Source organism: Citrobacter sp. Cpo032, from assembly GCF_030332975.1.
In the GTDB taxonomy this organism is placed as follows: Bacteria; Pseudomonadota; Gammaproteobacteria; order Enterobacterales; family Enterobacteriaceae; genus Citrobacter; species Citrobacter portucalensis.
Window position 1 is genome coordinate 460849 of the sequence record NZ_JAOWGU010000034.1, and the last position, 22082, is coordinate 482930.

Genomic DNA, 22082 nt, shown 5'->3' on the forward strand with positions numbered 1-22082 from the left:
TTGCCAGAGAAATTAAACCCAGCATAGAATCTTGAAATTTATGAAAATTAAAGCTGTTACAGTTATAAATTGTAGGTTGGATCTCGTTTTTCGCTACTTTATTGCGTTTTTTTGGCCAATTCCAGGATTAATCCGTCCAAAGTGTAAAACCCCGTTTACACTTTATGACTGAAGATATAGATTGGAGGGATTGCATTCATTTATATAAGTATGGCAACGCTGGAATAATCATGAATTATCAGAACGACGATTTACGCATTAAAGAGATCAACGAGTTATTACCGCCAGTCGCATTGTTGGAAAAATTTCCCGCTACTGAAAATGCCGCAAACACGGTGGCTCATGCCCGTAAGGCGATTCATAAAATCCTGAAAGGGAGTGACGATCGCCTGCTGGTAGTGATTGGGCCTTGCTCTATTCATGATCCGGCAGCTGCTAAAGAGTATGCCGCTCGCCTGCTGGCGCTGCGTGAAGAGTTAAAAGGCGAGCTTGAAATCGTTATGCGCGTCTATTTTGAAAAACCGCGAACTACCGTAGGCTGGAAAGGGCTTATCAACGATCCGCACATGGACAACAGCTTCCAGATCAACGATGGGCTGCGCATTGCGCGTAAACTGCTGCTGGATATCAATGACAGCGGATTGCCTGCAGCGGGTGAATTCCTCGATATGATTACGCCGCAATACCTCGCCGACCTGATGAGCTGGGGCGCGATTGGGGCACGTACCACAGAATCTCAGGTGCATCGCGAATTGGCGTCTGGTCTGTCCTGCCCGGTTGGCTTTAAAAACGGTACTGATGGCACGATAAAAGTAGCGATTGATGCGATTAACGCCGCAGGAGCGCCGCACTGCTTCCTGTCTGTGACCAAATGGGGTCATTCGGCGATCGTAAATACCAGTGGTAATGGCGATTGCCATATTATTTTGCGTGGCGGCAAAGAGCCGAACTACAGTGCTCAGCACGTTGCCGACGTGAAAGAAGGTCTGATCAAAGCAGGGCTTTCAGCGCAGGTGATGATCGACTTTAGCCATGCCAACTCCAGCAAGCAGTTCAAAAAGCAGATGGATGTCGCGAAAGATGTTTGCGGACAAGTTGCTGGGGGCGAAAAAGCAATTATTGGCGTGATGATCGAAAGCCATCTGGTAGAAGGTAATCAGAACCCGGATAGCGGTGAGCCGCTGACTTACGGTAAGAGCATCACCGACGCCTGCATTGGCTGGGAAGATACCGATGCGGTGTTGCGCCAGCTGGCGGATGCAGTAAAAGCGCGCCGCGGTTAAAAAATTCATCCGGGCTACGCTCGGTAGGCCGGATAAGGCAACGCCGTCATCCGACAATAAAAAAGCGTGGAGCATTCCACGCTTTTTTCGTTTGACCCGGGATGAAAATTACTTCGCTTTACCCTGGTTCGCAACGGCTGCCGCTTTTGCTGCGATCTCGTCAGCGTTACCCAGATAGTAGTGTTTGATTGGTTTGAAGTTTTCGTCGAACTCATATACCAGCGGTACGCCGGTTGGGATGTTCAGTTCAAGGATCTCATCTTCGCCCATGTTATCCAGGTATTTAACCAGCGCACGCAGAGAGTTACCGTGAGCGGCGATAATTACGCGCTCACCGCTTTTCATGCGCGGCAGAATGGTTTCGTTCCAGTAGGGGATAACGCGATCGATGGTCAGCGCCAGGCTTTCGGTAACCGGTAACTCTTTGTCGGTCAACTTCGCATAGCGCGGATCGTGACCCGGATAACGCTCGTCATCTTTGGTCAGTTCCGGTGGCGTTACCGCAAAGCCGCGACGCCATTGCTTAACCTGCTCGTCACCGTATTTTTCAGCGGTTTCAGCTTTGTTCAGACCCTGCAGCGCGCCGTAATGACGTTCGTTCAGTTTCCAGGATTTTTCAACCGGCAGCCAGGCCTGATCCAGTTCGTCCAGTACGTTCCACAGGGTGTGGATGGCACGTTTCAGCACAGAGGTATAAGCAAAATCGAAGCTGTAGCCTTCTTCTTTCAGCAGTTTACCTGCCGCTTTTGCTTCGCCCACGCCTTTCTCTGACAGATCAACGTCATACCAACCGGTAAAACGGTTTTCGTTGTTCCACTGACTTTCACCGTGACGTACCAGAACCAGCTTAGTTACAGCCATACACTCACTCCTATAAATCATATTGAATGATAATAATTCTCATTATATTGCCGTAAAGCGTCAGCGGCAATGCTTACGCATAACCATAGCGAAAATAGCGCCACAGTGTAAGGTTCTTGTGAATTCAAGGTTGCGATTTTGTCTTTGAGTGGTGGGGATTTGAGCGGTTCTACTGTGATAAACAAATAACAGGCCCGCTACGTTACGTCATCGGGCCTGTGAGGGGAAAGGATCAGACTGGAATAAACTGATATTCCGTCACGCTGGCATACTCTTCACCCGGGCGTAAGAAGCAGTCCGGCTGCTGCCACTCTGGATGGTTCGGGCTGTCAGGCAGAAACTCACTTTCCAGCGCCAGACCTTGCCAGTCTTCGTAGGCGTCTGGCCCACGAGATGGCGTACCGCCGAGGAAGTTGCCGGAGTAAAACTGCAATGCCGGGGCCGAGGTGTAGACCACCATTTGCAGTTTTTCATCCTGTGACCATAGCTGAGCGACCGGTGTACGTGCATTGCCCTGAGCCTGAAGCAGGAAGGCATGATCGTAACCTTTCACCTTGCGCTGATCGTCATCGGCAAGAAATTCACTGCTGATGATTTTAGGCGTGCGGAAATCGAAAGTGCTACCAGTTACGGATTTCAGCCCGTCATGCGGGATGCCCATTTCGTCTACGGGTAAATACTCGTCCGCCAGAATTTGCAGCTTGTGCTGGCGCACATCTGTTTTGTCACCGTCTAGATTAAAATAGACATGATTCGTCAAATTTACCGGGCAGGGCTTATCAACCGTGGCACGGTAGGTTATCGAAATCCGATTATCGTCAGTCAGGCGATACTGCGCGGTGGCGCAAAGATTACCAGGGAAACCCTGGTCGCCATCGTCAGACGTTAAGGCAAACAGCACCTGACGGTCATTCTGATTCACTATCTGCCAGCGACGTTTGTCGAAACCGTTCGGTCCGCCGTGCAGTTGGTTGTTGCCCTGACTTGGTTCCAACTCAACGGTTTCGCCGGCAAAGGTATAGCGGCTGTTGGCGATACGGTTAGCGTAGCGACCAATTGAAGCGCCCAGAAACGCAGCCTGCTCCGGGTATTGTTCCGGACTGGCGCACCCGAGTAATGCTTCGCGCACGCTACCATCGCTAAGCGGAATACGTGCAGAGAGCAGTGTCGCGCCCCAGTCCATGAGCGTGACGACCATCCCTGCGTCATTGCGCAGGGTGAGCAGGCGAAACGGCTGACCGTCCGGAGCCTGCACAGGGATTTCGCTTAACATTGTCCTGCTCCTTGTGAAGGTTTGCAGACGTAGAATGTTTCTTTGATACCGGTTTTTGCTTCGTATTGTTGCGCGACGGCCTGCTGTACGGCAGGCACCAAATCTTGCGGGATCAGCGCCACGATGCAGCCGCCGAAGCCGCCGCCGGTCATACGGACACCGCCTTTATCGCCGATGGTCGCTTTGACAATCTCGACCAGCGTATCAATTTGCGGCACGGTAATTTCAAAGTCATCGCGCATTGAGGCGTGAGATTCCGCCATCAGCTGGCCCATGCGCAGCAGGTCGCCTTTTTCCAGCGCCTGAGCGGCTTCAACGGTACGCGCATTTTCCGTGATCACGTGGCGAACGCGTTTGGCGACAATCGGATCCAGTTCGTGGGCGACGGCGTTAAACGCTTCAAGGCTGACATCACGCAGCGCTGGCTGCTGGAAGAAACGCGCACCGGTTTCACACTGTTCGCGACGGGTGTTGTACTCGCTACCCACCAACGTACGTTTAAAATTGCTGTTGATGATTACCACCGCCACGCCTTCAGGCATGGAAACGGCTTTGGTGCCCAGCGTACGGCAGTCGATCAGTAGCGCATGATCTTTCTTGCCAAGCGCCGAGATCAACTGATCCATAATGCCGCAGTTACAGCCGACAAACTGGTTTTCAGCTTCCTGGCCATTCAGGGCAATCTGCGCGCCGTCGAGCGGCAGATGATAGAGCTGCTGGAATACCGTACCAACAGCGACTTCCAGTGAGGCAGAAGAGCTTAAGCCCGCACCCTGCGGGACGTTACCGCTGATCACCAGATCAGCACCGCCAAAGGCGTTATTGCGCTTTTGAAGATGTTTCACTACGCCACGCACGTAGTTTGACCACTGCTGGCTGTCATGAGCGATAATCGGCGCATCAAGCGAGAACTCATCAACCTGATTATCGTAATCAGCGGCGATCACACGGACTTTTCTATCGTCGCGTGCCGCACAACTGATAACGGTTTGATAGTCGATAGCGCAGGGCAGAACGAAGCCGTCGTTATAATCGGTATGTTCACCGATCAGGTTCACACGACCCGGTGCCTGAATAGTATGGGTGGCAGGGTAGCCAAATGTTTCAGCAAACAGAGATTGTGTTTTTTCTTTCAGACTCATTATTTAAACTCCGGATTCGCGAAAATGGATGTCGCTGACCGCACGCAGTCGTTCAGCCGCTTGTTCTGCCGTCAGGTCGCGCTGGGTCTCCGCCAGCATTTCGTAACCGACCATAAATTTGCGCACGGTTGCCGAACGCAGCAGCGGCGGATAAAAGTGCGCGTGCAACTGCCAGTGTTGGTTTTCTTCTCCGTTAAACGGCGCGCCGTGCCAGCCCATGGAGTAGGGGAATGAGCACTGGAACAGATTGTCGTAACGACTGGTCAGTTTTTTCAACGCCAGCGCCAGATCAGCGCGCTGTTCGTCGGTCAAATCGGTGATACGCAGAACATGCGCTTTCGGCAGCAGCAGCGTTTCGAACGGCCATGCCGCCCAGTAGGGCACGACTGCCAGCCAATGCTCAGTTTCAACGACCGTCCGACTACCGTCCGCCAGTTCACGCTGGACGTAATCAACGAGCATCGGCGCGCCTTGTTCGGCGAAGTATGCTTTCTGCAGGCGATCTTCACGTTCGGCTTCGTTAGGCAAAAAGCTGTTGGCCCAAATTTGTCCGTGTGGGTGCGGGTTCGAGCACCCCATCGCTGCGCCTTTATTCTCAAATACCTGCACCCAGGGATAGGTTTTGCCTAAGTCTTCAGTCTGCTCCTGCCACGTTTTCACTATTTCTGTTAGCGCAGGGACGCTGAGTTCCGGCAGCGTTTTGCTGTGATCGGGCGAGAAGCAAATTACACGGCTGGTACCGCGCGCGCTCTGACAGCGCATTAACGGATCGTGACTGTCCGGCGCGTCCGGGGTATCGGACATCAGCGCTGCAAAGTCATTGGTAAAGACATAGGTCCCGGTGTAATTCGGGTTTTTGTCGCCGGTAACGCGCGTATTGCCAGCGCACAGGAAGCAGTCCGGGTCATGTGCAGGCAGTACCTGCTTAGACGGAGTTTCCTGCGCCCCTTGCCACGGGCGTTTGGCGCGATGTGGTGATACGAGGATCCACTGCCCGGTGAGCGGGTTAAAACGGCGATGTGGATGATCGACAGGATTGAATTGCGTCATGATTGGTCCTTAATCCGAATATCCCTGCGGGTGGCGTGACTGCCAGTGCCAGGTATCTTGTGCCATTTCATCCAGTGTGCGGGTCACGCGCCAGTTGAGCTCGCGATCGGCTTTGCTGGCATCCGCCCAGTAGGCCGGAAGATCGCCATCACGGCGCGGGGCGAAATGGTAATTCACCGGTTTACCGCAAGCTTTGCTGAAGGCGTTGACCACGTCCAGCACGCTGCTGCCGATGCCTGCACCGAGGTTGTAAATATGTACGCCCTGTTTGCCCGCCAGTTTTTCCATGGCAGCAACATGGCCGTCGGCGAGATCCATCACGTGGATGTAGTCACGTACGCCGGTGCCATCTTCAGTAGGGTAGTCATTGCCAAATATGGCAAGAGATTCGCGACGGCCAACGGCAACCTGCGCGATGTAAGGCATCAGGTTGTTTGGAATACCTTGCGGATCTTCCCCCATATCTCCCGATGGATGAGCGCCAACCGGGTTAAAGTAGCGCAGCAGGGCAATGCTCCAGTCGGGCTGTGCTTTTTGCAGATCGGTCAGGATCTGTTCCACCATCAGCTTGCTTTTGCCGTACGGACTTTGCGGCGTGCCGGTGGGGAAGCTTTCAACGTAAGGAATTTGCGGCTGATCGCCATAGACGGTCGCGGAGGAGCTGAAAATGAAGTTTTTCACGTTAGCAGCGCGCATTGCATTCACCAGACGCAGAGTGCCGTTGACGTTGTTGTCATAGTACTCCAGCGGTTTGGCAACGGATTCTCCAACGGCTTTTAAACCGGCAAAATGGATGACCGTATCAATGGCATGATCGTGCAGAATTTCGGTTATCAGCGCTTCGTTACGGATGTCTCCTTCCACGAAGGTCGGATGCTTGCCGCCTAAACGCTCAATGACGGGCAGTACGCTGCGCTTGCTGTTGCAGAGATTGTCCAGGATCACCACTTCGTGACCGTTTTTCAGCAACTGCACGCAAGTGTGGCTTCCAATGTAACCGCTACCACCTGTAACCAATACTCTCATAATTCGCTCCGTTAAGCCTATGGTATGCAATAACCATAGCATAACAAAGATGCGAAAAGTGTGACACGGAATAAATTAGTGGAATCGTTTACACTCCAGTGTTTTCACTCGATACTGCCAGTTACTTTATTATAAATCATTATGTTAGGTTGTTATTTCAGCACTTGTCTGAAAAAAAAGCAGAAAAAAGGGCGTGATAAACGCCCTGGCATGAAAATTAACGCAGAGAGGTTTGTCGATAGGCGTAGATATCACCCTCGGGTACAAACTCTAGCCGATGGGTTATGCAGGCAGGGGCATCTTCGGCGTGATGAGAGACAAACAAAAGCTGAGTTTCACCTTCACCGATCAGGACATCCACAAACCGACGGATCAGTTGACGGTTGAGCGGATCTAATCCTTGCAACGGTTCATCGAGGATCAGCAACGTAGGATGTTTCACCAGTGCACGAACAATCAATGCCAGCCGCTGCTGCCCCCAGGAAAGACTATGAAATGGCGCATCCGCGGTATGTTTATCGATGCCCAGAATATCCAGCCACTGTTGTACCAGCTTGTGCTGCCTGTCGGAGACGGCCTGATAAATGCCGATTGAATCGAAATAACCGGAGAGAATAACGTTGCGAACTGTCGTGCTTACCCGGTAATCCAGATGCAGGCTGCTGCTGACATAGCCAATATGTTTTTTGATATCCCAGATAGTTTCACCGCTGCCCCGGCGGCGGCCAAACAGGGTCAGGTCGTTGCTATATCCCTGGGGATGATCGCCGGTGATTAAACTGAGCAGGGTTGATTTCCCCGCACCGTTGGGGCCGATGATTTGCCAGTGTTCCCCCGGATTTACCCGCCAGCTCAGATGATGCAGGATAGGGCGATCGTTATACGAGACGGTGCCGTCGTTAAGCACAATGCGCGGCTCGTTATCTGACAGCGTGTGGCGCACCGAAGGCTCATCCGGTTCGGGTAACTGGATGCCTTCCAGCCGCTCGCTATGGGCAAGCTGAGCGATTAATGCCTGTTGCAGAAGGTCGGGTTTTGCACCGGTTTCCGTCAGCGTGCAGTCGGCAAGTACGCCGGCAAACTGCACGAACTCAGGAATTTCATCAAAGCGATTAAGCACCAGTACCAACGTTAAACCGGCCCGGTGCAACTCAGCGAGCAACTCTGCTAACTGGCGACGGGACGCCACGTCCAGCCCGTCAAAGGGTTCATCAAGGATCAGTAAATCCGGTGTGGACATTAATGCCTGGCAGAGTAGGGTTTTGCGCGTTTCACCGGTGGAAAGGTATTTGAAACGCCTGTTAAGTAGGGATGAAATGCCAAACTGCTGCGCCAGTGCAGCGCAGCGGGCGGGGTCGTGAACTTCGTCCTGAATGATTTCTGCGGTAGTGCGCCCGGTGTCGTCTTCACCGGGACTAAGAAGATCGGTGTTGTTTCGCTGCCACTCGTCGCTGACCAGCTTTTGTAGCTGCTCAAAAGAGAGTCGGGTAATACGTGTGAACTGACAGTGACGTTCGCCTTTCAGAAGCGGTAACTCGCCCGCCAGCGCGCGGGCCAGCGCAGATTTCCCGCTGCCGTTAGAGCCAACAAACGCCCAGCTATCACCCGCGTTTAACGTCAACGCATCTAACTGGAGCGTTTTTGTGTCGCTAAGACGAAACGTGCCTTGCGAAATTTGCAACGATGACATTTTGTATCCCATTATTTGCAGCGATGAATAACAGGGATACGTGTTCTTCAGGCTGATGTCAATTAACTCAGCACAGTGTGGCGATAATCACCCTGTCCGCATTAAAATATGCTGTGACGTTAGCGCCTTCTGTTAATGTGTGGGCCTGCTCTATCGGCAAAGTCGCGCACAGCGTCTGGCCGTCTGGCAAGGTCATCAACACTTCACACTGCTCCGCTCCGCGTTCGATATGGCTAATCGTGCCCTGCAACTGGTTATCGGCGGCCTGAGCGATCGCGTCGTCCTGAGTGATTCCCACCCATGGCGCTTTCAACAGAATCAGTACTTCTTTGCCTTCTTCAAGCCCGAGACGCTCGCCGCTTTGCGCAGTGATTGCCACTTTCAGGCGCGTTTCGCCATCCGCCAGCAGCACGTCGACATGCTGTTGAACCTGATCGTGGTCGCGGGCGGTAATGGTGCCAAACCACTGGTTACGGGCGCTGGTTTGCAGCGAAAAGCGAGAGATCGCCGCCAGCAGGCTATTGAGTGGCAGGGCATCGTCATCGCTCAAAACATCGAAGGCTTTCTGTTGGATTTGCGCCAATAAATCATACAACTGGATTAAGCGTTGGCCGTAGCGCGTTAACACCGCGCCGCCGCCGCCTTTGCCGCCAGTGGCGCGCTCAACCAGCGTCTGCTCGCTGAGTTGATTCATTTCGTTAATCGCATCCCAGGCGCTTTTATAGCTGATACCTGCATCCTTCGCGCCCTGACTGATGGAGCCGGAAAGCGCAATGTGCTTAAGCAGAGAAATGCGGCGGGGATCGGCAAACAGTTTTTGCTGAAGTTTCAGCGTAAGAAGGATTTCGGCCTGCATCACAAGCTCCTGGCAAAAGGGGTATTGTGACGGAAAACCGCGCGCGCGCAAAGCCAACCGCACAAAAGGGGAGTGCTTTTCTGTGTTATGTGGTTAGAATACAACTAAGGACTATATCTGGAGTTGACCATGTTAGAGTTATTGAAAAGTCTGGTATTCGCCGTAATTATGGTTCCTGTGGTGATGGCTGTCATCCTGGGGCTGATTTACGGACTGGGTGAAGTGTTCAACATTTTCTCCGGTATCGGTCAGAAAGACCAGTCCAGACAGAATCATTGATTCCCCAAACGCCCGCTCAGTCGGGCGTTTATATTTTTTGCCTGCCAACTCGTTTTCTCAAGATCTTGCTTTCCCTGCCGATATTTTCTTTGTGTAACCTCTAATTGGTATCAATAACCACTGGGAAAATCCTGGTTTACTCGTTATATTTGCGCCTACATAACGAAACGCAAAGGAGTTACAGATGGCACGTACATGGTTACGCTTGTTTGCAGGGGCAACACTTTCTCTTACCGTTGCCGGGCATGCGCTGGCGGATGAAGGAAAGATTACCGTTTTTGCAGCGGCTTCGCTGACCAACGCGATGCAGGACATTGCAACGCAATATAAAAAAGAGAAGAACGTTGATGTTGTCTCCTCTTTTGCTTCTTCTTCCACGCTGGCGCGTCAGATTGAAGCAGGCGCACCGGCCGATCTGTTTATTTCTGCCGATCAGAAATGGATGGACTACGCGGTAGACAAGAAGTCGATTGATACCGCATCGCGTGAAACGCTGTTGGGTAACAGTCTGGTGGTGGTTGCGCCGAAAGCCAGCGCGCAGAAAGACTTCACCATTGACAGCAAAACCAACTGGACCAGTCTGTTGAATGGTGGACGCCTGGCTGTTGGCGATCCAGAACATGTTCCGGCGGGCATTTATGCCAAAGAAGCGCTGCAAAAATTGGGTGCATGGGATACCCTGGCCCCGAAACTGGCTCCTGCTGAAGACGTGCGCGGTGCGCTGGCGCTGGTAGAGCGTAACGAAGCGCCGCTGGGGATCGTCTATGGTTCCGATGCTGTCGCCAGTAAGGGCGTAAAAGTTGTTGCGACTTTCCCGGAAGATTCGCACAAAAAAGTGGAATACCCTATCGCGATTGTTGATGGGCACAAAAACGCAACGGTTAGCGCGTTCTATGATTACCTGAAAGGACCGCAGGCTGCTGAAATCTTTAAACGTTATGGATTTACGACCAAGTAATGATACTGACCGATCCTGAATGGCAGGCCGTCATCCTGAGCCTGAAAGTTTCTTCCCTGGCTGTATTGTTTAGTTTGCCGTTTGGGATCTTCTTTGCCTGGCTGCTTGTGCGATGCAAGTTCCCGGGCAAAGCGCTGCTCGACAGCGTTCTGCATTTGCCGCTGGTTCTGCCGCCGGTCGTGGTAGGCTATCTGCTGTTGGTCGCCATGGGGCGGCGCGGATTCATTGGCGAATGGTTGTACGACTGGTTTGGCATTACCTTTGCCTTTAGCTGGCGCGGTGCGGTACTGGCTGCAGCGGTGATGTCTTTTCCTCTGATGGTACGGGCAATTCGTCTGGCGCTGGAAGGTGTCGACGTCAAGCTGGAGCAGGCGGCCCGCACGCTGGGAGCCGGACGCTGGCGTGTATTCATGACCATTACGCTACCGCTGATGCTGCCCGGCATTATTGTCGGTACGGTGCTGGCGTTCGCGCGTTCCCTCGGGGAATTCGGCGCAACCATTACTTTTGTTTCCAACATTCCTGGTGAAACCCGCACCATTCCTTCGGCGATGTATACCCTGATCCAGACTCCCGGCGGCGAAAGCGCGGCGGCGAGATTGTGTATCATTTCTATTGTGTTGGCGCTGATTTCGCTGCTGATTTCTGAATGGCTGGCGCGTATTAGCCGTGAGCGGACGGGGCGATAATTATGCTGGAACTCAATTTCTCCCAGACGCTGGGGACGCATTGCCTGACGCTCAACGAAACGCTGCCAGCCAGCGGCATCACCGCTATTTTTGGCGTTTCCGGTGCGGGCAAAACCTCACTGATTAACGCCATCAGCGGCCTGACGCAGCCGCAGTCCGGACGCATCGTGCTCAACGGTCGGGTCTTAAACGACGTCGAGAACGGTATCTGTTTAACGCCGGAAAAACGCCGGGTGGGCTATGTTTTCCAGGATGCGCGCCTGTTCCCGCACTATAAAGTGCGCGGCAACCTGCGTTACGGAATGGCGAAAAGCATGGCCGGACAGTTTGATAAGCTGGTGGCGTTGTTGGGCATTGAACCGCTGCTTGACCGTCTGCCTGGCGGTCTTTCTGGCGGTGAAAAGCAGCGTGTCGCCATCGGTCGGGCGCTGCTGACCGCGCCTGAGTTATTGCTGCTTGATGAGCCGTTAGCCTCACTGGATATACCGCGTAAACGCGAACTGCTGCCTTACCTGCAACGCCTTGCACGTGAAATCAATATTCCGATGCTGTATGTCAGCCACTCGCTTGATGAGATTTTGCACCTGGCGGATAAAGTGATGGTGCTGGAGAACGGGCAGGTCAAAGCGTTTGGTTCGCTGGAAGATGTCTGGGGTAGCAGCGTGATGCACCCCTGGCTGCCTAAGGAACAGCAAAGCAGTATTCTGAAAGTCAGCGTGCTGGAACATCATCCACACTATGCGATGACCGCGCTGGCGCTCGGCGATCAGCATCTGTGGGTCAATAAGCTGGAGCAACCGCTGCAAACCGCGCTGCGTATTCGTATTCAGGCCTCTGATGTTTCACTGGTGCTCCAACCCCCCCAGCAGACCAGTATTCGTAACGTTCTCCGGGCAAAAGTCGCGCAATGTTATGACGATAACGGTCAGGTGGAAGTTCAGCTTGAGGTGGGCGGTAAGACGCTGTGGGCAAGGATCAGCCCGTGGGCCAGGGATGAACTGGGTATCAAACCTGGCCTGTGGCTGTACGCGCAAATTAAGAGCGTATCGATTACCGCCTGATTACAGCAGGTGGGAGTAGATAAATTTCGCGATGCTGTCTGTGGTGTTGTCACCAATCACGATGTTGGCGCGGGCTTTGACCGCGTCATCCGCGTTGCCCATCGCCACACCGGTACCTGCGGCTTCCAGCATGCTGATATCGTTAAAGTTATCACCAAAGGCAATCACGTTTTCCATTGACCCGCCCTGTGCTTCAATCCACTGGGTAAGGCGTCGTCCTTTGCTGTTGCCTTTACGAGCAATGTCGACCTGATCGTGCCAGGACCATTCACACTCCAGCCCCAGCTGTTGCTCGACGTGCCGACCAAACTGCTGCAATTTCGGAATATCTTCATCGGTCAGGGCAAATTTCCAGACGGCGTTAACGTCATGCGCGGCCTGCGCCAGCGAAGGAACCTGGGTGAAGGTCGGGCGCTGTTCCGGCGGCAGAGTTTGTGCCCAGTTAGCGGTACGCACCACATGCCCGGTTGGGCGCTCATACAGCATGGCCTCATCCACATACATCAGCCCGTGGATCTGATGTTCATCCAGCATTTCGATCAGCTGTAATGCCTGGTCAACCGGGAGGGGATCGGATTCCAGTACCTTTTTTGCCTGATAATCATACAAGTAGGTACCGTTACAGCAAATTGCAGGTGTATCCAGCGCCAGTGCCTGATAAAAAGGATGAATAGCAACGTGATGGCGACCTGTGACAATGATAAGTTGGTAGCCTGCTTCTCTGGCGCGCGAGAGCGCTTCGAGGGAGGATGGCAGCAAGGTTTTTTTCGGGGTCAACAGGGTACCGTCTAAATCCAGGGCAATCACGCGTGCGGTCATAGTTTTTTCCAGATTAAGGTTGAGAATTTTGTCTGCTGGAATGGTACACCGAGACGGGAGCCGGACAAAATTCTGAGCCTTAATTAAGCATTCACCGTTAAAAGCGTCTACCTTAGGCGTGTGTCAGGCGATTGCAGCCACCTGCCAAAAAGCAAAGGAGTATTCATGAAGCAAACCGTTTATACCGCCAGCCCTGAAAGTCAGCAAATCCACGTCTGGAGCCTGAATCACGATGGTTCTCTGACGCTGACGCAGGTGGTTGATGTACCGGGTCAGGTACAGCCGATGGTCGTCAGCCCGGATAAGCGTTACCTCTATGTTGGTGTGCGCCCGGAGTTTCGCGTGTTGGCTTATCGTATTGCGCCTGATGACGGAGCGCTGACCTTCGCGGCAGAGTCTGCGCTGCCGGGTAGCCCGACGCATATTTCTACCGATCATCAGGGACGTTTCGTGTTCGTTGGCTCTTATAACGCGGGTAGCGTTAGCGTCACGCGTCTGGAAGATGGCCTGCCGGTGGAACTGGTTGACGTGGTAGAAGGTCTGGATGGTTGCCACTCAGCCAACATCTCTCCGGATAACCGTACCCTGTGGGTTCCGGCGTTGAAACAGGATCGTATCTGCCTGTTTGACGTTAGCGATGATGGCCATCTGGTTGCACAGGAACCAGCTGAAGTGACCACCGTTGAAGGCGCGGGCCCGCGTCATATGGCGTTCCATCCGAATAAGCAATATGCCTACTGCGTGAATGAACTGAACAGCTCTGTTGATGTCTGGGAGCTGAAAGATCCTTACGGCAAGATTGAGTGTGTGCAGACGCTGGATATGATGCCTGCTGATTTCGCGGATACCCGTTGGGCAGCAGATATTCACATCACACCGGATGGTCGTCATCTGTATGCCTGTGATCGCACCGCCAGCCTGATTACGGTCTTTAGCGTCTCTGAAGATGGCAGCGTGTTGAACAAAGAAGGTTTCCAACCTACCGAAACTCAGCCGCGCGGTTTTAATATCGATAACAGAGGTAAATACCTGATTGCAGCCGGGCAAAAATCGCACCATATCGCGGTATACGAGATTGCTGGCGAACAAGGACTGTTGACGGAGAAAGGTCGTTACGCGGTAGGACAAGGCCCGATGTGGGTGGTGGTTAACGCGTACTAATATTGCGTCTAATGCCGGATGAGTATCCGGCATATTGCCCGGCAGAGCATGAATCTGCCGGGTTTACATCAGAGAATGACGTTTACTGCTTAGGTTCAGCAACCACTTTGCTACCGATACCGCGGTTGTTGTATTCCCACATACGGTTGAAGTTGGTGTCGTTCAGGTTACGCTGGATTTCACCTTTGTCATCTTCCGCACCGGTATTACCGGCAAACGGGCGTTTTGCGATAACGCTGTCAGCCCATGGTTTTGCCATGTTAAAGCCTTCGTTAATCACGCTGTCACGAATCACGACCTGACCGTTAGTGTTGGAATCGACATCCAGCGAGCGGCCTAACTGCGCCACGCCATCGCCACTTGCCGTGAAGCGACTATTAATCGCCAGGAAACCGTAGTAGATGTTTGACAGGGTAGCCGGTGCGAACACATAGGCTTCCTGCTGGGTACGGGAGTTCACTACGCGGAAATCGGTGTTATCGAACACTACGGCACCGCGACCGGAAACGATATCCACATCGCCTTCAATGTAGCTGTTGGTAACCAGCGTACGCGGCTGACGATCGTTTTCCAGACGGTTTTGTACGCCGCTATTGGTCACGAAGAAGGTATTCTGGCGGCCCAGGATATTGACCTTGTTGATCTGCACTTTATCGCCATCGGTACGCAGTGCAACGGCCGGGTGGTTACCCGCATCAACGCTGTCACCCAGGTTGTTTTCGATGGTCAGGTTCTGCAATTGCAACCCGTTGTTTTGCGACCAGACGACAGCAGAACACATCACGCCAATATTCGTGCCGCGTTTGTTCTGGCAATTATCAAACATATACCACGCAGGTTTACCCGGCATGTATTTACCGGCTGGGTTCACCGTACGACGCCAGTCAGCGGTGCTCATTTCACCGTCAATGGCCTGGCCAATTTTCACATCAAGCGGTTTTTCGCCCATGCCGTACAGCGTCAGGCTACCTGTTGCTGCTGGAATATATACCGTGCCCTGGTACTCGCCTGGCATAATCGCGATGTACTGACGTTTGTTAGTACGTTTGATGATTGCTGCATCAACAGCGGCCTGAATGCTGGTATGGGTGACGCCCTGAGTCCCTGCCGGGCCAACGACGAAGTCAGGCTGTGCAGGCAGAGAAATAGAAGAAGGGCTCCACGGCGCGGTGTTTGGCGTCAGCGCGGAAAAATAGTGCGCAGTAACGAAGTTTTTCGCTTCATTGGCCGACAAAATTGGGCGCGAAGAGGTTCCTGGCGCGGTTTGATCGGAAGGAATTTGATCGGGCGGCGTAGAGCTACAGGCGGTCAGCGTCACGCCAAAAGCCATTGCCAGCGCCAGACGGGAAACTGATGATATGTTCACAGGTTGCTCCGGGCTTTGAAAGTTATCCATTAAAGCCTGCTTTTTTATACTAAGTTGAGCGAAACGGGAAGGCGAAAAGGTAAAAAGTTGTTTTTTATCGCAGCAATGTCTGGCGCGGAGAGTCTTTATATCACAAATAGATAACAATTATGGTTCTTCAGGTTGACAACATCCCTATAATCAAAAATAAATGTCTATACAACCTATGACAAGTGGTGAGTCGAATGCAGCAATTCTTCCCTGATGATGTTATCTGGCGCAATGTTCGTCTGGCGACTATGGACCCTGAACGTGGCACCCCATATGGGCTGTTGGATGGTCACGCGCTGATCGTCCGCCAGGGCAAGATTCGCGATATCGTCCCGGAGTCATCGTTATATCTCACGCATGACAATACTTTTGATATGCAGGGCAGGCTGATTACGCCAGGCCTGATTGATTGCCATACGCATCTGGTCTTTGGCGGAAACCGCGCAGGTGAGTGGGAGCAGCGACTAAATGGTGTCTCCTACCAGCAGATAAGCGCTCAGGGTGGGGGGATCAATGCCACCGTATCGGCGACCCGCAGCGCCACGGATGAACAACTCTTTCACGTAGCCCATCAGCGGATGGAACAGCTGATCAAAGAAGGTGTTACGCTGCTGGAAATAAAATCCGGCTACGGCCTGGATTTGCCGACAGAAGAGAAAATATTGCGCGTGGTGGCAGAGCTGGCGGCAGAGAGTATCGTTGAAATCAGCCCGACGCTGTTGGCCGCGCATGCAACTCCAGCGGAATACCGGGATGATCCTGACGGCTATATTACGCTGGTGTGTGAGACCATTTTGCCGCAATTGTGGGAACAAGGGCTGTTTGAGACCGTCGATCTGTTCTGTGAAAGCGTTGGTTTTTCGTTGGCGCAGAGTGAGCGGGTGTTTCAGGCTGCACAGGCGCTGGGCATCCCGATTAAAGGCCATGTCGAACAACTGTCATTGCTTGGCGGCGCACAGTTGGTAAGCCGCTACCAAGGGCTATCCGCCGATCATATTGAATACCTCGATGAAGCGGGCGTGGCGGCGATGAGTCAAAGCGGTACGGTCGGCGTGCTGCTGCCCGGCGCGTTCTATTTCCTCAAAGAGCAGCAGCGCCCACCGGTAGCGTTGCTGCGTCAATATCAGGTACCGATGGCGGTAGCGACAGATTTTAACCCCGGTACCAGTCCGTTTATCAGCCTGCACTGGGCGATGAATATGGCTTGTGTCCAGTTTGGCCTGACGCCGGAAGAAGCATGGGCGGGTGTAACCCGTCATGCGGCTCGGGCGCTTGGGCGTCATGCCACCCACGGTCAATTGAAGGCCGGGTTTGTGGCCGATTTTGTGGTGTGGGATGCAACCCTCCCGGTCGAGATCCTGTATGAACCCGGGCGCAATCCGCTCTACCAACGCGTATTCAAAGGACAAATAGCATGACCAACTGGCAACCAGCCTCACCTGCGCTGTGGCAGGGACGTGATGACCGCGCCGAATCGCCGAATGCGCTGCGCCTGTTTCAGACTATCACCCTGAGCCCGACGTTTAGCCCAGAAATGTACCGCGAGCAGATAGCGTTGCTCGGGTTTGCCTGCGACGAAGGCGTTAAACGCAATCAGGGGCGCACGGGCGCCGCCGGAGCACCCGATGTGCTACGCAAGGCGCTGGCGAATTTAGCCAGCCACGATGGGCACAATCGGCTGGTGGATCTGGGAAATATTGTGGCGCAGGCTCCCGATCTTGAGGGCGCGCAGCAGGCGTTACGTAATGCGGTACAGCGCTGTCAGCAGGAGAACATGCGTACCTTTGTTTTGGGCGGAGGACATGAAACCGCTTTTGCACACGGCGCTGGCGTACTGGATGCGTTCCCGCAGGCGAAAGTGGGGATAGTCAACTTCGATGCGCATCTCGATTTGCGCAAAGCTGAACAAGCTACATCCGGTACGCCATTTCTCCAGCTGGCGCAGCTTTGCGATGAACAGCAGCGTGAATTTCACTATGCCTGTATCGGCGTCAGTCGGGCGGCAAACACCCAGGCGCTTTGGGATGAGGCCCAGCGGCTCGGTGTTACCGTGGTGGAGGATCTGCATTGCGATACGGCGCAGGCGCAGTTAGCGCAGTTCATTGCCAATCTGGAAGTCATCTATCTGACAATCGACCTCGACGTGCTGCCGGTGTGGGAAATGCCCGGCGTGTCGGCCCCCGCCGCGCTTGGCGTACCCTTGGCGACGCTGCTGAGACTGATTGAGCCTCTGTGTCGTAGCGGTAAACTCCTGGCGGTGGATATGGTTGAATTTAATCCACGCTTTGACGATGATGGCAGAGCAGCACGCGTGGCGGCGCGATTAGGCTGGCAAATCGCCCACTGGTGGCACTGATATACCTGATGGCGTTGCGCTTATCAGGCTTGGGTAATGCCTGTAAACTCTACCCACTCACATTTTCAGCTTAAGGAAGGCTCACGCATGCTCCCATCCCGTTCTGCTCCGGCTCCTTTTTACGAAAAGGTCAAACAGGAGATCAGCGAAAAAATTGCCAGCGGTATCTGGCAGCCTCACGATCGCATTCCGTCTGAGGCAGAGCTGGTGGCGCAGTATGGTTTCAGCCGCATGACCATCAACCGGGCGCTACGTGAGTTAACGGATGAAGGTTTACTGGTGCGTTTGCAGGGCGTGGGGACGTTTGTCGCCGAGCCCAAAGGTCAGTCCGCGCTGTTTGAAATCCGCAGCATCGCGGATGAAATCAACGCCCGTCAGCATCAGCACCGGTGCGAAGTGCTGACGCTGGAAAAAACCCAGGCCAACGCGCAGCAGGCTTTGGTGTTAAATGTCAAAGAAGGCACCTCCATTTTTCACTCTGTCATGGTGCACTACGAGAACGATCTGCCGGTACAGATTGAAGATCGCTGCGTGAATGCCGAAATTGTGCCGGAGTATCTGGCGCAGGATTACAGCCAGACTACACCGCACGCATACCTGTCACTGATAGCCCCTTTAACGGAAGGTGAGCATATTGTTGAAGCGGTACGTGCCAGCGCTGAAGAGTGCGCGCTGCTGAATATCAAAGAACACGATCCCTGCCTGCTGATTCGTCGTAAGACCTGGTCTGCGTCGTCCATAGTCTCTCATGCCCGTTTGCTGTTCCCGGGTTCCCGCTATCGCCTGCAAGGACGGTTTATGTCCTGATACAGGACATGAAAACCGTGATTGCTGACGCAATATAATAAAAATGTATCCTAATTGTTAAAATCACCCTTGCGATGACTTGTATAGACAAGTATATGTTGCTTATCTATCCGACGTTCGCGAGGAGTTTTCTGTCATGTCCCATAGCAAATATCGTCAGCAGGATATTCGTGCCCCACGCGGCACCACCTTAACGGCCAAAAGCTGGCTGACCGAAGCGCCGCTGCGCATGTTAATGAATAATCTGGATCCCGATGTGGCGGAGAATCCGCATGAGCTGGTGGTATACGGTGGGATTGGCCGCGCCGCGCGGGACTGGGAATGTTATGACGCCATCGTCAATACGCTGACCAAACTGGAGACCGATGAAACTCTGCTGGTCCAGTCTGGTAAACCGGTAGGCGTATTCAAAACTCACGACAACGCACCGCGCGTGCTGATTGCCAACTCCAACCTGGTGCCACATTGGGCTACCTGGGAACACTTCAACGAACTGGACGCCAAAGGGCTGGCGATGTACGGCCAGATGACCGCCGGGAGCTGGATCTACATCGGCAGCCAGGGCATCGTGCAGGGGACTTATGAAACCTTCGTTGAGGCCGGGCGTCAGCATTATCAGGGTAACCTCAGCGGACGCTGGGTGCTGACCGCCGGGCTGGGCGGCATGGGCGGAGCACAACCGCTAGCCGCTACACTTGCGGGTGCGTGTTCGCTGAACATTGAATGCCAGCAAAGCCGAATTGATTTCCGTCTGCGTACCCGTTACGTCGACGAGCAGGCGACATCGCTTGACGATGCGCTGGCGCGTATCGACAAATACACCCGCGAGGGTAAAGCTGTCTCCATTGCGCTGTGTGCTAATGCCGCCGACGTTGTGCCGGAACTGGTGAAGCGCGGTGTGCGCCCGGATATGGTCACCGACCAGACCAGCGCCCACGATCCGCTGCATGGTTATCTGCCGTGCGGCTGGAGTTGGGAAGAGTATCAGGCAAAAGCGGTGTCCGATCCGCAGGGCACGGTGCAGGCGGCGAAACGTTCAATGGCAACGCACGTTGAGGCGATGCTGGCGTTTAGCAAAATGGGTGTGCCGACGTTTGATTACGGCAACAACATTCGCCAGATGGCCAAAGAGATGGGCGTGGAAAACGCCTTTGATTTCCCCGGCTTCGTACCTGCTTATATTCGCCCCCTGTTCTGTCGCGGCATAGGCCCGTTCCGTTGGGTGGCGCTTTCCGGCGATCCGCAGGATATTTATAAGACAGATGCCAAAGTGAAAGAGATCGTGGCTGATGATAAGCACCTTCATCACTGGTTGGATATGGCGCGTGAGAGGATCAACTTCCAGGGCTTACCAGCGCGTATCTGCTGGGTCGGCCTGGAGTGGCGACAAAAGCTGGGGCTGGCGTTTAATGAGATGGTGCGCAGCGGTGAAGTATCTGCGCCGATTGTTATTGGCCGTGACCATCTGGACTCCGGTTCTGTTGCCAGCCCAAACCGCGAAACAGAAGCTATGCGCGACGGCTCAGACGCCGTATCCGACTGGCCGCTGCTGAACGCGCTGCTTAACACCGCCAGCGGAGCGACCTGGGTGTCGCTGCATCACGGCGGCGGGGTTGGCATGGGCTTCTCTCAGCATGCCGGGATGGTGATTGTTTGCGATGGCACCGATGAAGCCGCGGCGCGCATCGCCCGAGTCTTACATAACGATCCGGCTACCGGGGTGATGCGCCACGCCGACGCCGGGTATGACATTGCGGTGGAGTGCGCCGTTGAAGAAGGGCTGAATTTGCCAATGATTGCTGCGACGCAGGAGAAACGCTGATATGAACACCATGACACTCACGCCGGGCCAGCTGAGTTTTACCCAGCTACGTGAAATCTGGCAGCAGCCGGTCAAACTGAACCTGGATGCCGGGGCGATTGATGCAATCAACGCCAGCGTCGCCTGCGTCAATAATATTGTCGCTGAAGGCCGTACGGCATATGGCATTAATACCGGCTTTGGCCTGTTGGCTCAGACCCGTATCGCCACGGAAGATTTGCAGAATTTACAGCGTTCGCTGGTGCTTTCGCATGCGGCAGGCGTTGGCGAGGCGCTGGATGACGCAATGGTTCGCCTGATTATGGTGCTGAAAATCAACAGCCTGGCGCGTGGGTTTTCCGGCATTCGTTTGAGCGTGATTGAAGCGTTGATTGCGCTGGTGAATGCCGAGGTGTATCCACTGATCCCGGCGAAAGGGTCGGTGGGCGCATCGGGCGACCTGGCGCCGCTGGCACATATGTCGTTGACGCTACTGGGCGAAGGTAAAGCGCGCTGGCAGGGGGAATGGCTCCCGGCTACCGACGCGCTGAAAAAGGCCGGACTGGAGCCGATCACGCTGGAGGCGAAAGAGGGACTGGCGCTGCTCAACGGCACTCAGGCTTCCACCGCCTTTGCACTGCGCGGGTTAATTGAAGCTCAGGAACTGTTTGCGTCTGCGACGGTGTGCGGGGCGCTGACCACAGAAGCCGTGCTGGGCTCCCGTCGTCCGTTTGACGCCCGTATTCATGCCGCGCGAGGGCAGCGTGGGCAGATTGATGCCGCAACGCTGTACCGTCATGTGTTGACCGACTCCAGCGCGCTTTCGCAGTCGCATCATAACTGTGAAAAAGTTCAGGATCCGTATTCTCTGCGCTGTCAGCCACAGGTGATGGGGGCATGTCTGACACAAATGCGCCAGGTGATGGATGTCCTGCTGGTTGAAGCCAACGCGGTTTCCGACAACCCGCTGGTGTTTGCCGAAGAGGGCGATGTGATCTCCGGTGGGAATTTCCATGCTGAACCGGTGGCGATGGCGGCAGATAATCTGGCGCTGGCGATTGCGGAAATCGGCTCGTTGTCAGAGCGGCGCATTGCGCTGATGATGGACAAACATATGTCGCAGTTGCCGCCGTTCCTGGTGAAAAATGGCGGGGTTAACTCCGGCTTTATGATTGCTCAGGTAACTGCCGCCGCGCTGGCGAGCGAGAACAAAGCGCTGGCGCATCCGCACAGCGTGGACAGCTTGCCGACATCTGCTAACCAGGAAGATCATGTTTCTATGGCTCCGGCGGCGGGGCGCAGACTGTGGGAGATGGCAGCAAATACGCGCGGCGTGATTGCCGTGGAGTGGCTGGCGGCGTGTCAGGGGATTGACCTGCGTGAAGGGTTAACCTCCAGTCCGTTGCTGGAGCAGGCGCGACAGGCGCTGCGCGAGCAGGTTGCCCACTACACGCAGGATCGCTTTTTTGCCCCGGATATTGAGTGCGCGACCGAGCTGTTAGCGCAAGGAACGCTGCTGCAATTGCTGCCTGAATTTCTGTAGAAAATTGCCTGATGTCGACGCTGACGCGTCT

Annotated in this window: 20 protein-coding genes; 11 read left to right on the forward strand and 9 right to left on the reverse strand. The window is 54.1% G+C overall.

The annotated features are described in order from the left end of the window. The first annotated feature begins 230 nt into the window (after positions 1–230). A complete protein-coding gene (gene aroG / locus OGY33_RS04230) occupies positions 231–1283 on the forward strand; it encodes a 3-deoxy-7-phosphoheptulonate synthase AroG (protein ID WP_003831449.1) in 1053 nt (350 codons plus the stop codon). Between the two features lie 108 nt (positions 1284–1391). On the opposite strand, the gene gpmA is transcribed toward aroG, so the two are convergent. From gpmA to modE, 7 genes are all read right to left on the reverse strand, one after another. After that, complete coding sequence (gene gpmA, locus OGY33_RS04235; protein ID WP_003022999.1) at positions 1392–2144, reverse strand: 2,3-diphosphoglycerate-dependent phosphoglycerate mutase; 753 nt, start codon at positions 2142–2144, stop codon at positions 1392–1394. A 232-nt stretch (positions 2145–2376) separates the two neighbouring features. Further along, positions 2377–3417 (reverse strand): galactose-1-epimerase, encoded by a 1041-nt coding sequence (gene galM / locus OGY33_RS04240; RefSeq protein WP_191238743.1) that lies wholly within the window; start codon positions 3415–3417, stop codon positions 2377–2379. Then, positions 3411–4559 carry a galactokinase gene (gene galK, locus OGY33_RS04245; RefSeq protein WP_048214650.1) on the reverse strand — a complete coding sequence of 383 codons (1149 nt, stop codon included), beginning with the start codon at positions 4557–4559 and terminating at the stop codon, positions 3411–3413. The genes galM and galK overlap by 7 nt, the downstream gene beginning before the upstream one ends. Before the next feature lie 3 nt (positions 4560–4562). Continuing rightward, positions 4563–5609 carry a galactose-1-phosphate uridylyltransferase gene (gene galT, locus OGY33_RS04250; RefSeq protein ID WP_286571152.1) on the reverse strand — a complete coding sequence of 349 codons (1047 nt, stop codon included), beginning with the start codon at positions 5607–5609 and terminating at the stop codon, positions 4563–4565. A 9-nt stretch (positions 5610–5618) separates the two neighbouring features. Further along, positions 5619–6635 (reverse strand): UDP-glucose 4-epimerase GalE, encoded by a 1017-nt coding sequence (gene galE / locus OGY33_RS04255; protein ID WP_003831462.1) that lies wholly within the window; start codon positions 6633–6635, stop codon positions 5619–5621. 217 nt (positions 6636–6852) lie between these two features. Beyond that, on the reverse strand, positions 6853–8325 hold the full coding sequence (modF, locus tag OGY33_RS04260) for a molybdate ABC transporter ATP-binding protein ModF (protein ID WP_191238741.1): 1473 nt from the start codon (positions 8323–8325) through the stop codon (positions 6853–6855). A 67-nt stretch (positions 8326–8392) separates the two neighbouring features. Further along, on the reverse strand, positions 8393–9181 hold the full coding sequence (gene modE, locus OGY33_RS04265; RefSeq protein WP_032942748.1) for a molybdenum-dependent transcriptional regulator: 789 nt from the start codon (positions 9179–9181) through the stop codon (positions 8393–8395). Positions 9182–9310: 129 nt separating this feature from the next. Here modE and OGY33_RS04270 point away from each other — a divergent pair, with 129 nt between their 5' ends. The 4 genes from OGY33_RS04270 (at position 9311) to modC (ending at position 12168) form a co-directional block, all read left to right on the forward strand. After that, positions 9311–9460: an AcrZ family multidrug efflux pump-associated protein gene (locus tag OGY33_RS04270; RefSeq protein ID WP_045441137.1), complete on the forward strand. Its 150-nt coding sequence runs from the start codon at positions 9311–9313 to the stop codon at positions 9458–9460. 184 nt (positions 9461–9644) lie between these two features. Next, positions 9645–10418 carry a molybdate ABC transporter substrate-binding protein gene (gene modA / locus OGY33_RS04275; protein ID WP_003831470.1) on the forward strand — a complete coding sequence of 258 codons (774 nt, stop codon included), beginning with the start codon at positions 9645–9647 and terminating at the stop codon, positions 10416–10418. Next, positions 10418–11107: a molybdate ABC transporter permease subunit gene (gene modB, locus OGY33_RS04280; RefSeq protein WP_008784169.1), complete on the forward strand. Its 690-nt coding sequence runs from the start codon at positions 10418–10420 to the stop codon at positions 11105–11107. The genes modA and modB overlap by 1 nt, the downstream gene beginning before the upstream one ends. 2 nt (positions 11108–11109) lie before the next feature. Beyond that, positions 11110–12168, forward strand: coding sequence for a molybdenum ABC transporter ATP-binding protein ModC (gene modC / locus OGY33_RS04285; RefSeq protein WP_003831474.1), 1059 nt, complete (start codon positions 11110–11112; stop codon positions 12166–12168). On the opposite strand, the gene OGY33_RS04290 is transcribed toward modC, so the two are convergent. Then, positions 12169–12987 (reverse strand): pyridoxal phosphatase, encoded by an 819-nt coding sequence (locus OGY33_RS04290; RefSeq protein WP_008784170.1) that lies wholly within the window; start codon positions 12985–12987, stop codon positions 12169–12171. It lies immediately after the preceding gene. A 165-nt stretch (positions 12988–13152) separates the two neighbouring features. On the opposite strand from OGY33_RS04290, the gene pgl reads away from it, so the two are divergent. Next, a complete protein-coding gene (pgl, locus tag OGY33_RS04295) occupies positions 13153–14148 on the forward strand; it encodes a 6-phosphogluconolactonase (protein ID WP_048235821.1) in 996 nt (331 codons plus the stop codon). Between the two features lie 82 nt (positions 14149–14230). Here pgl and OGY33_RS04300 read toward each other — a convergent pair whose 3' ends face one another. Then, on the reverse strand, positions 14231–15514 hold the full coding sequence (locus OGY33_RS04300; protein ID WP_048216339.1) for a putative acyl-CoA thioester hydrolase: 1284 nt from the start codon (positions 15512–15514) through the stop codon (positions 14231–14233). Positions 15515–15738: 224 nt separating this feature from the next. Here OGY33_RS04300 and hutI point away from each other — a divergent pair, with 224 nt between their 5' ends. From hutI to hutH, 5 genes are all read left to right on the forward strand, one after another. Continuing rightward, positions 15739–16962, forward strand: coding sequence for an imidazolonepropionase (gene hutI / locus OGY33_RS04305; protein ID WP_125362535.1), 1224 nt, complete (start codon positions 15739–15741; stop codon positions 16960–16962). Continuing rightward, positions 16959–17900 carry a formimidoylglutamase gene (hutG, locus tag OGY33_RS04310; RefSeq protein WP_149607115.1) on the forward strand — a complete coding sequence of 314 codons (942 nt, stop codon included), beginning with the start codon at positions 16959–16961 and terminating at the stop codon, positions 17898–17900. Before hutI ends, hutG begins: the two co-directional genes overlap by 4 nt. An 87-nt stretch (positions 17901–17987) precedes the next feature. Then, positions 17988–18707, forward strand: a complete 720-nt coding sequence (locus OGY33_RS04315) for a histidine utilization repressor (RefSeq protein WP_003831502.1) — start codon at positions 17988–17990, stop codon at positions 18705–18707. A gap of 136 nt (positions 18708–18843) precedes the next feature. After that, on the forward strand, positions 18844–20529 hold the full coding sequence (hutU, locus tag OGY33_RS04320) for a urocanate hydratase (RefSeq protein WP_191238740.1): 1686 nt from the start codon (positions 18844–18846) through the stop codon (positions 20527–20529). Between the two features lies 1 nt (position 20530). Next, a complete protein-coding gene (gene hutH, locus OGY33_RS04325; RefSeq protein ID WP_048226039.1) occupies positions 20531–22051 on the forward strand; it encodes a histidine ammonia-lyase in 1521 nt (506 codons plus the stop codon). Positions 22052–22082: the final 31 nt, after the last annotated feature.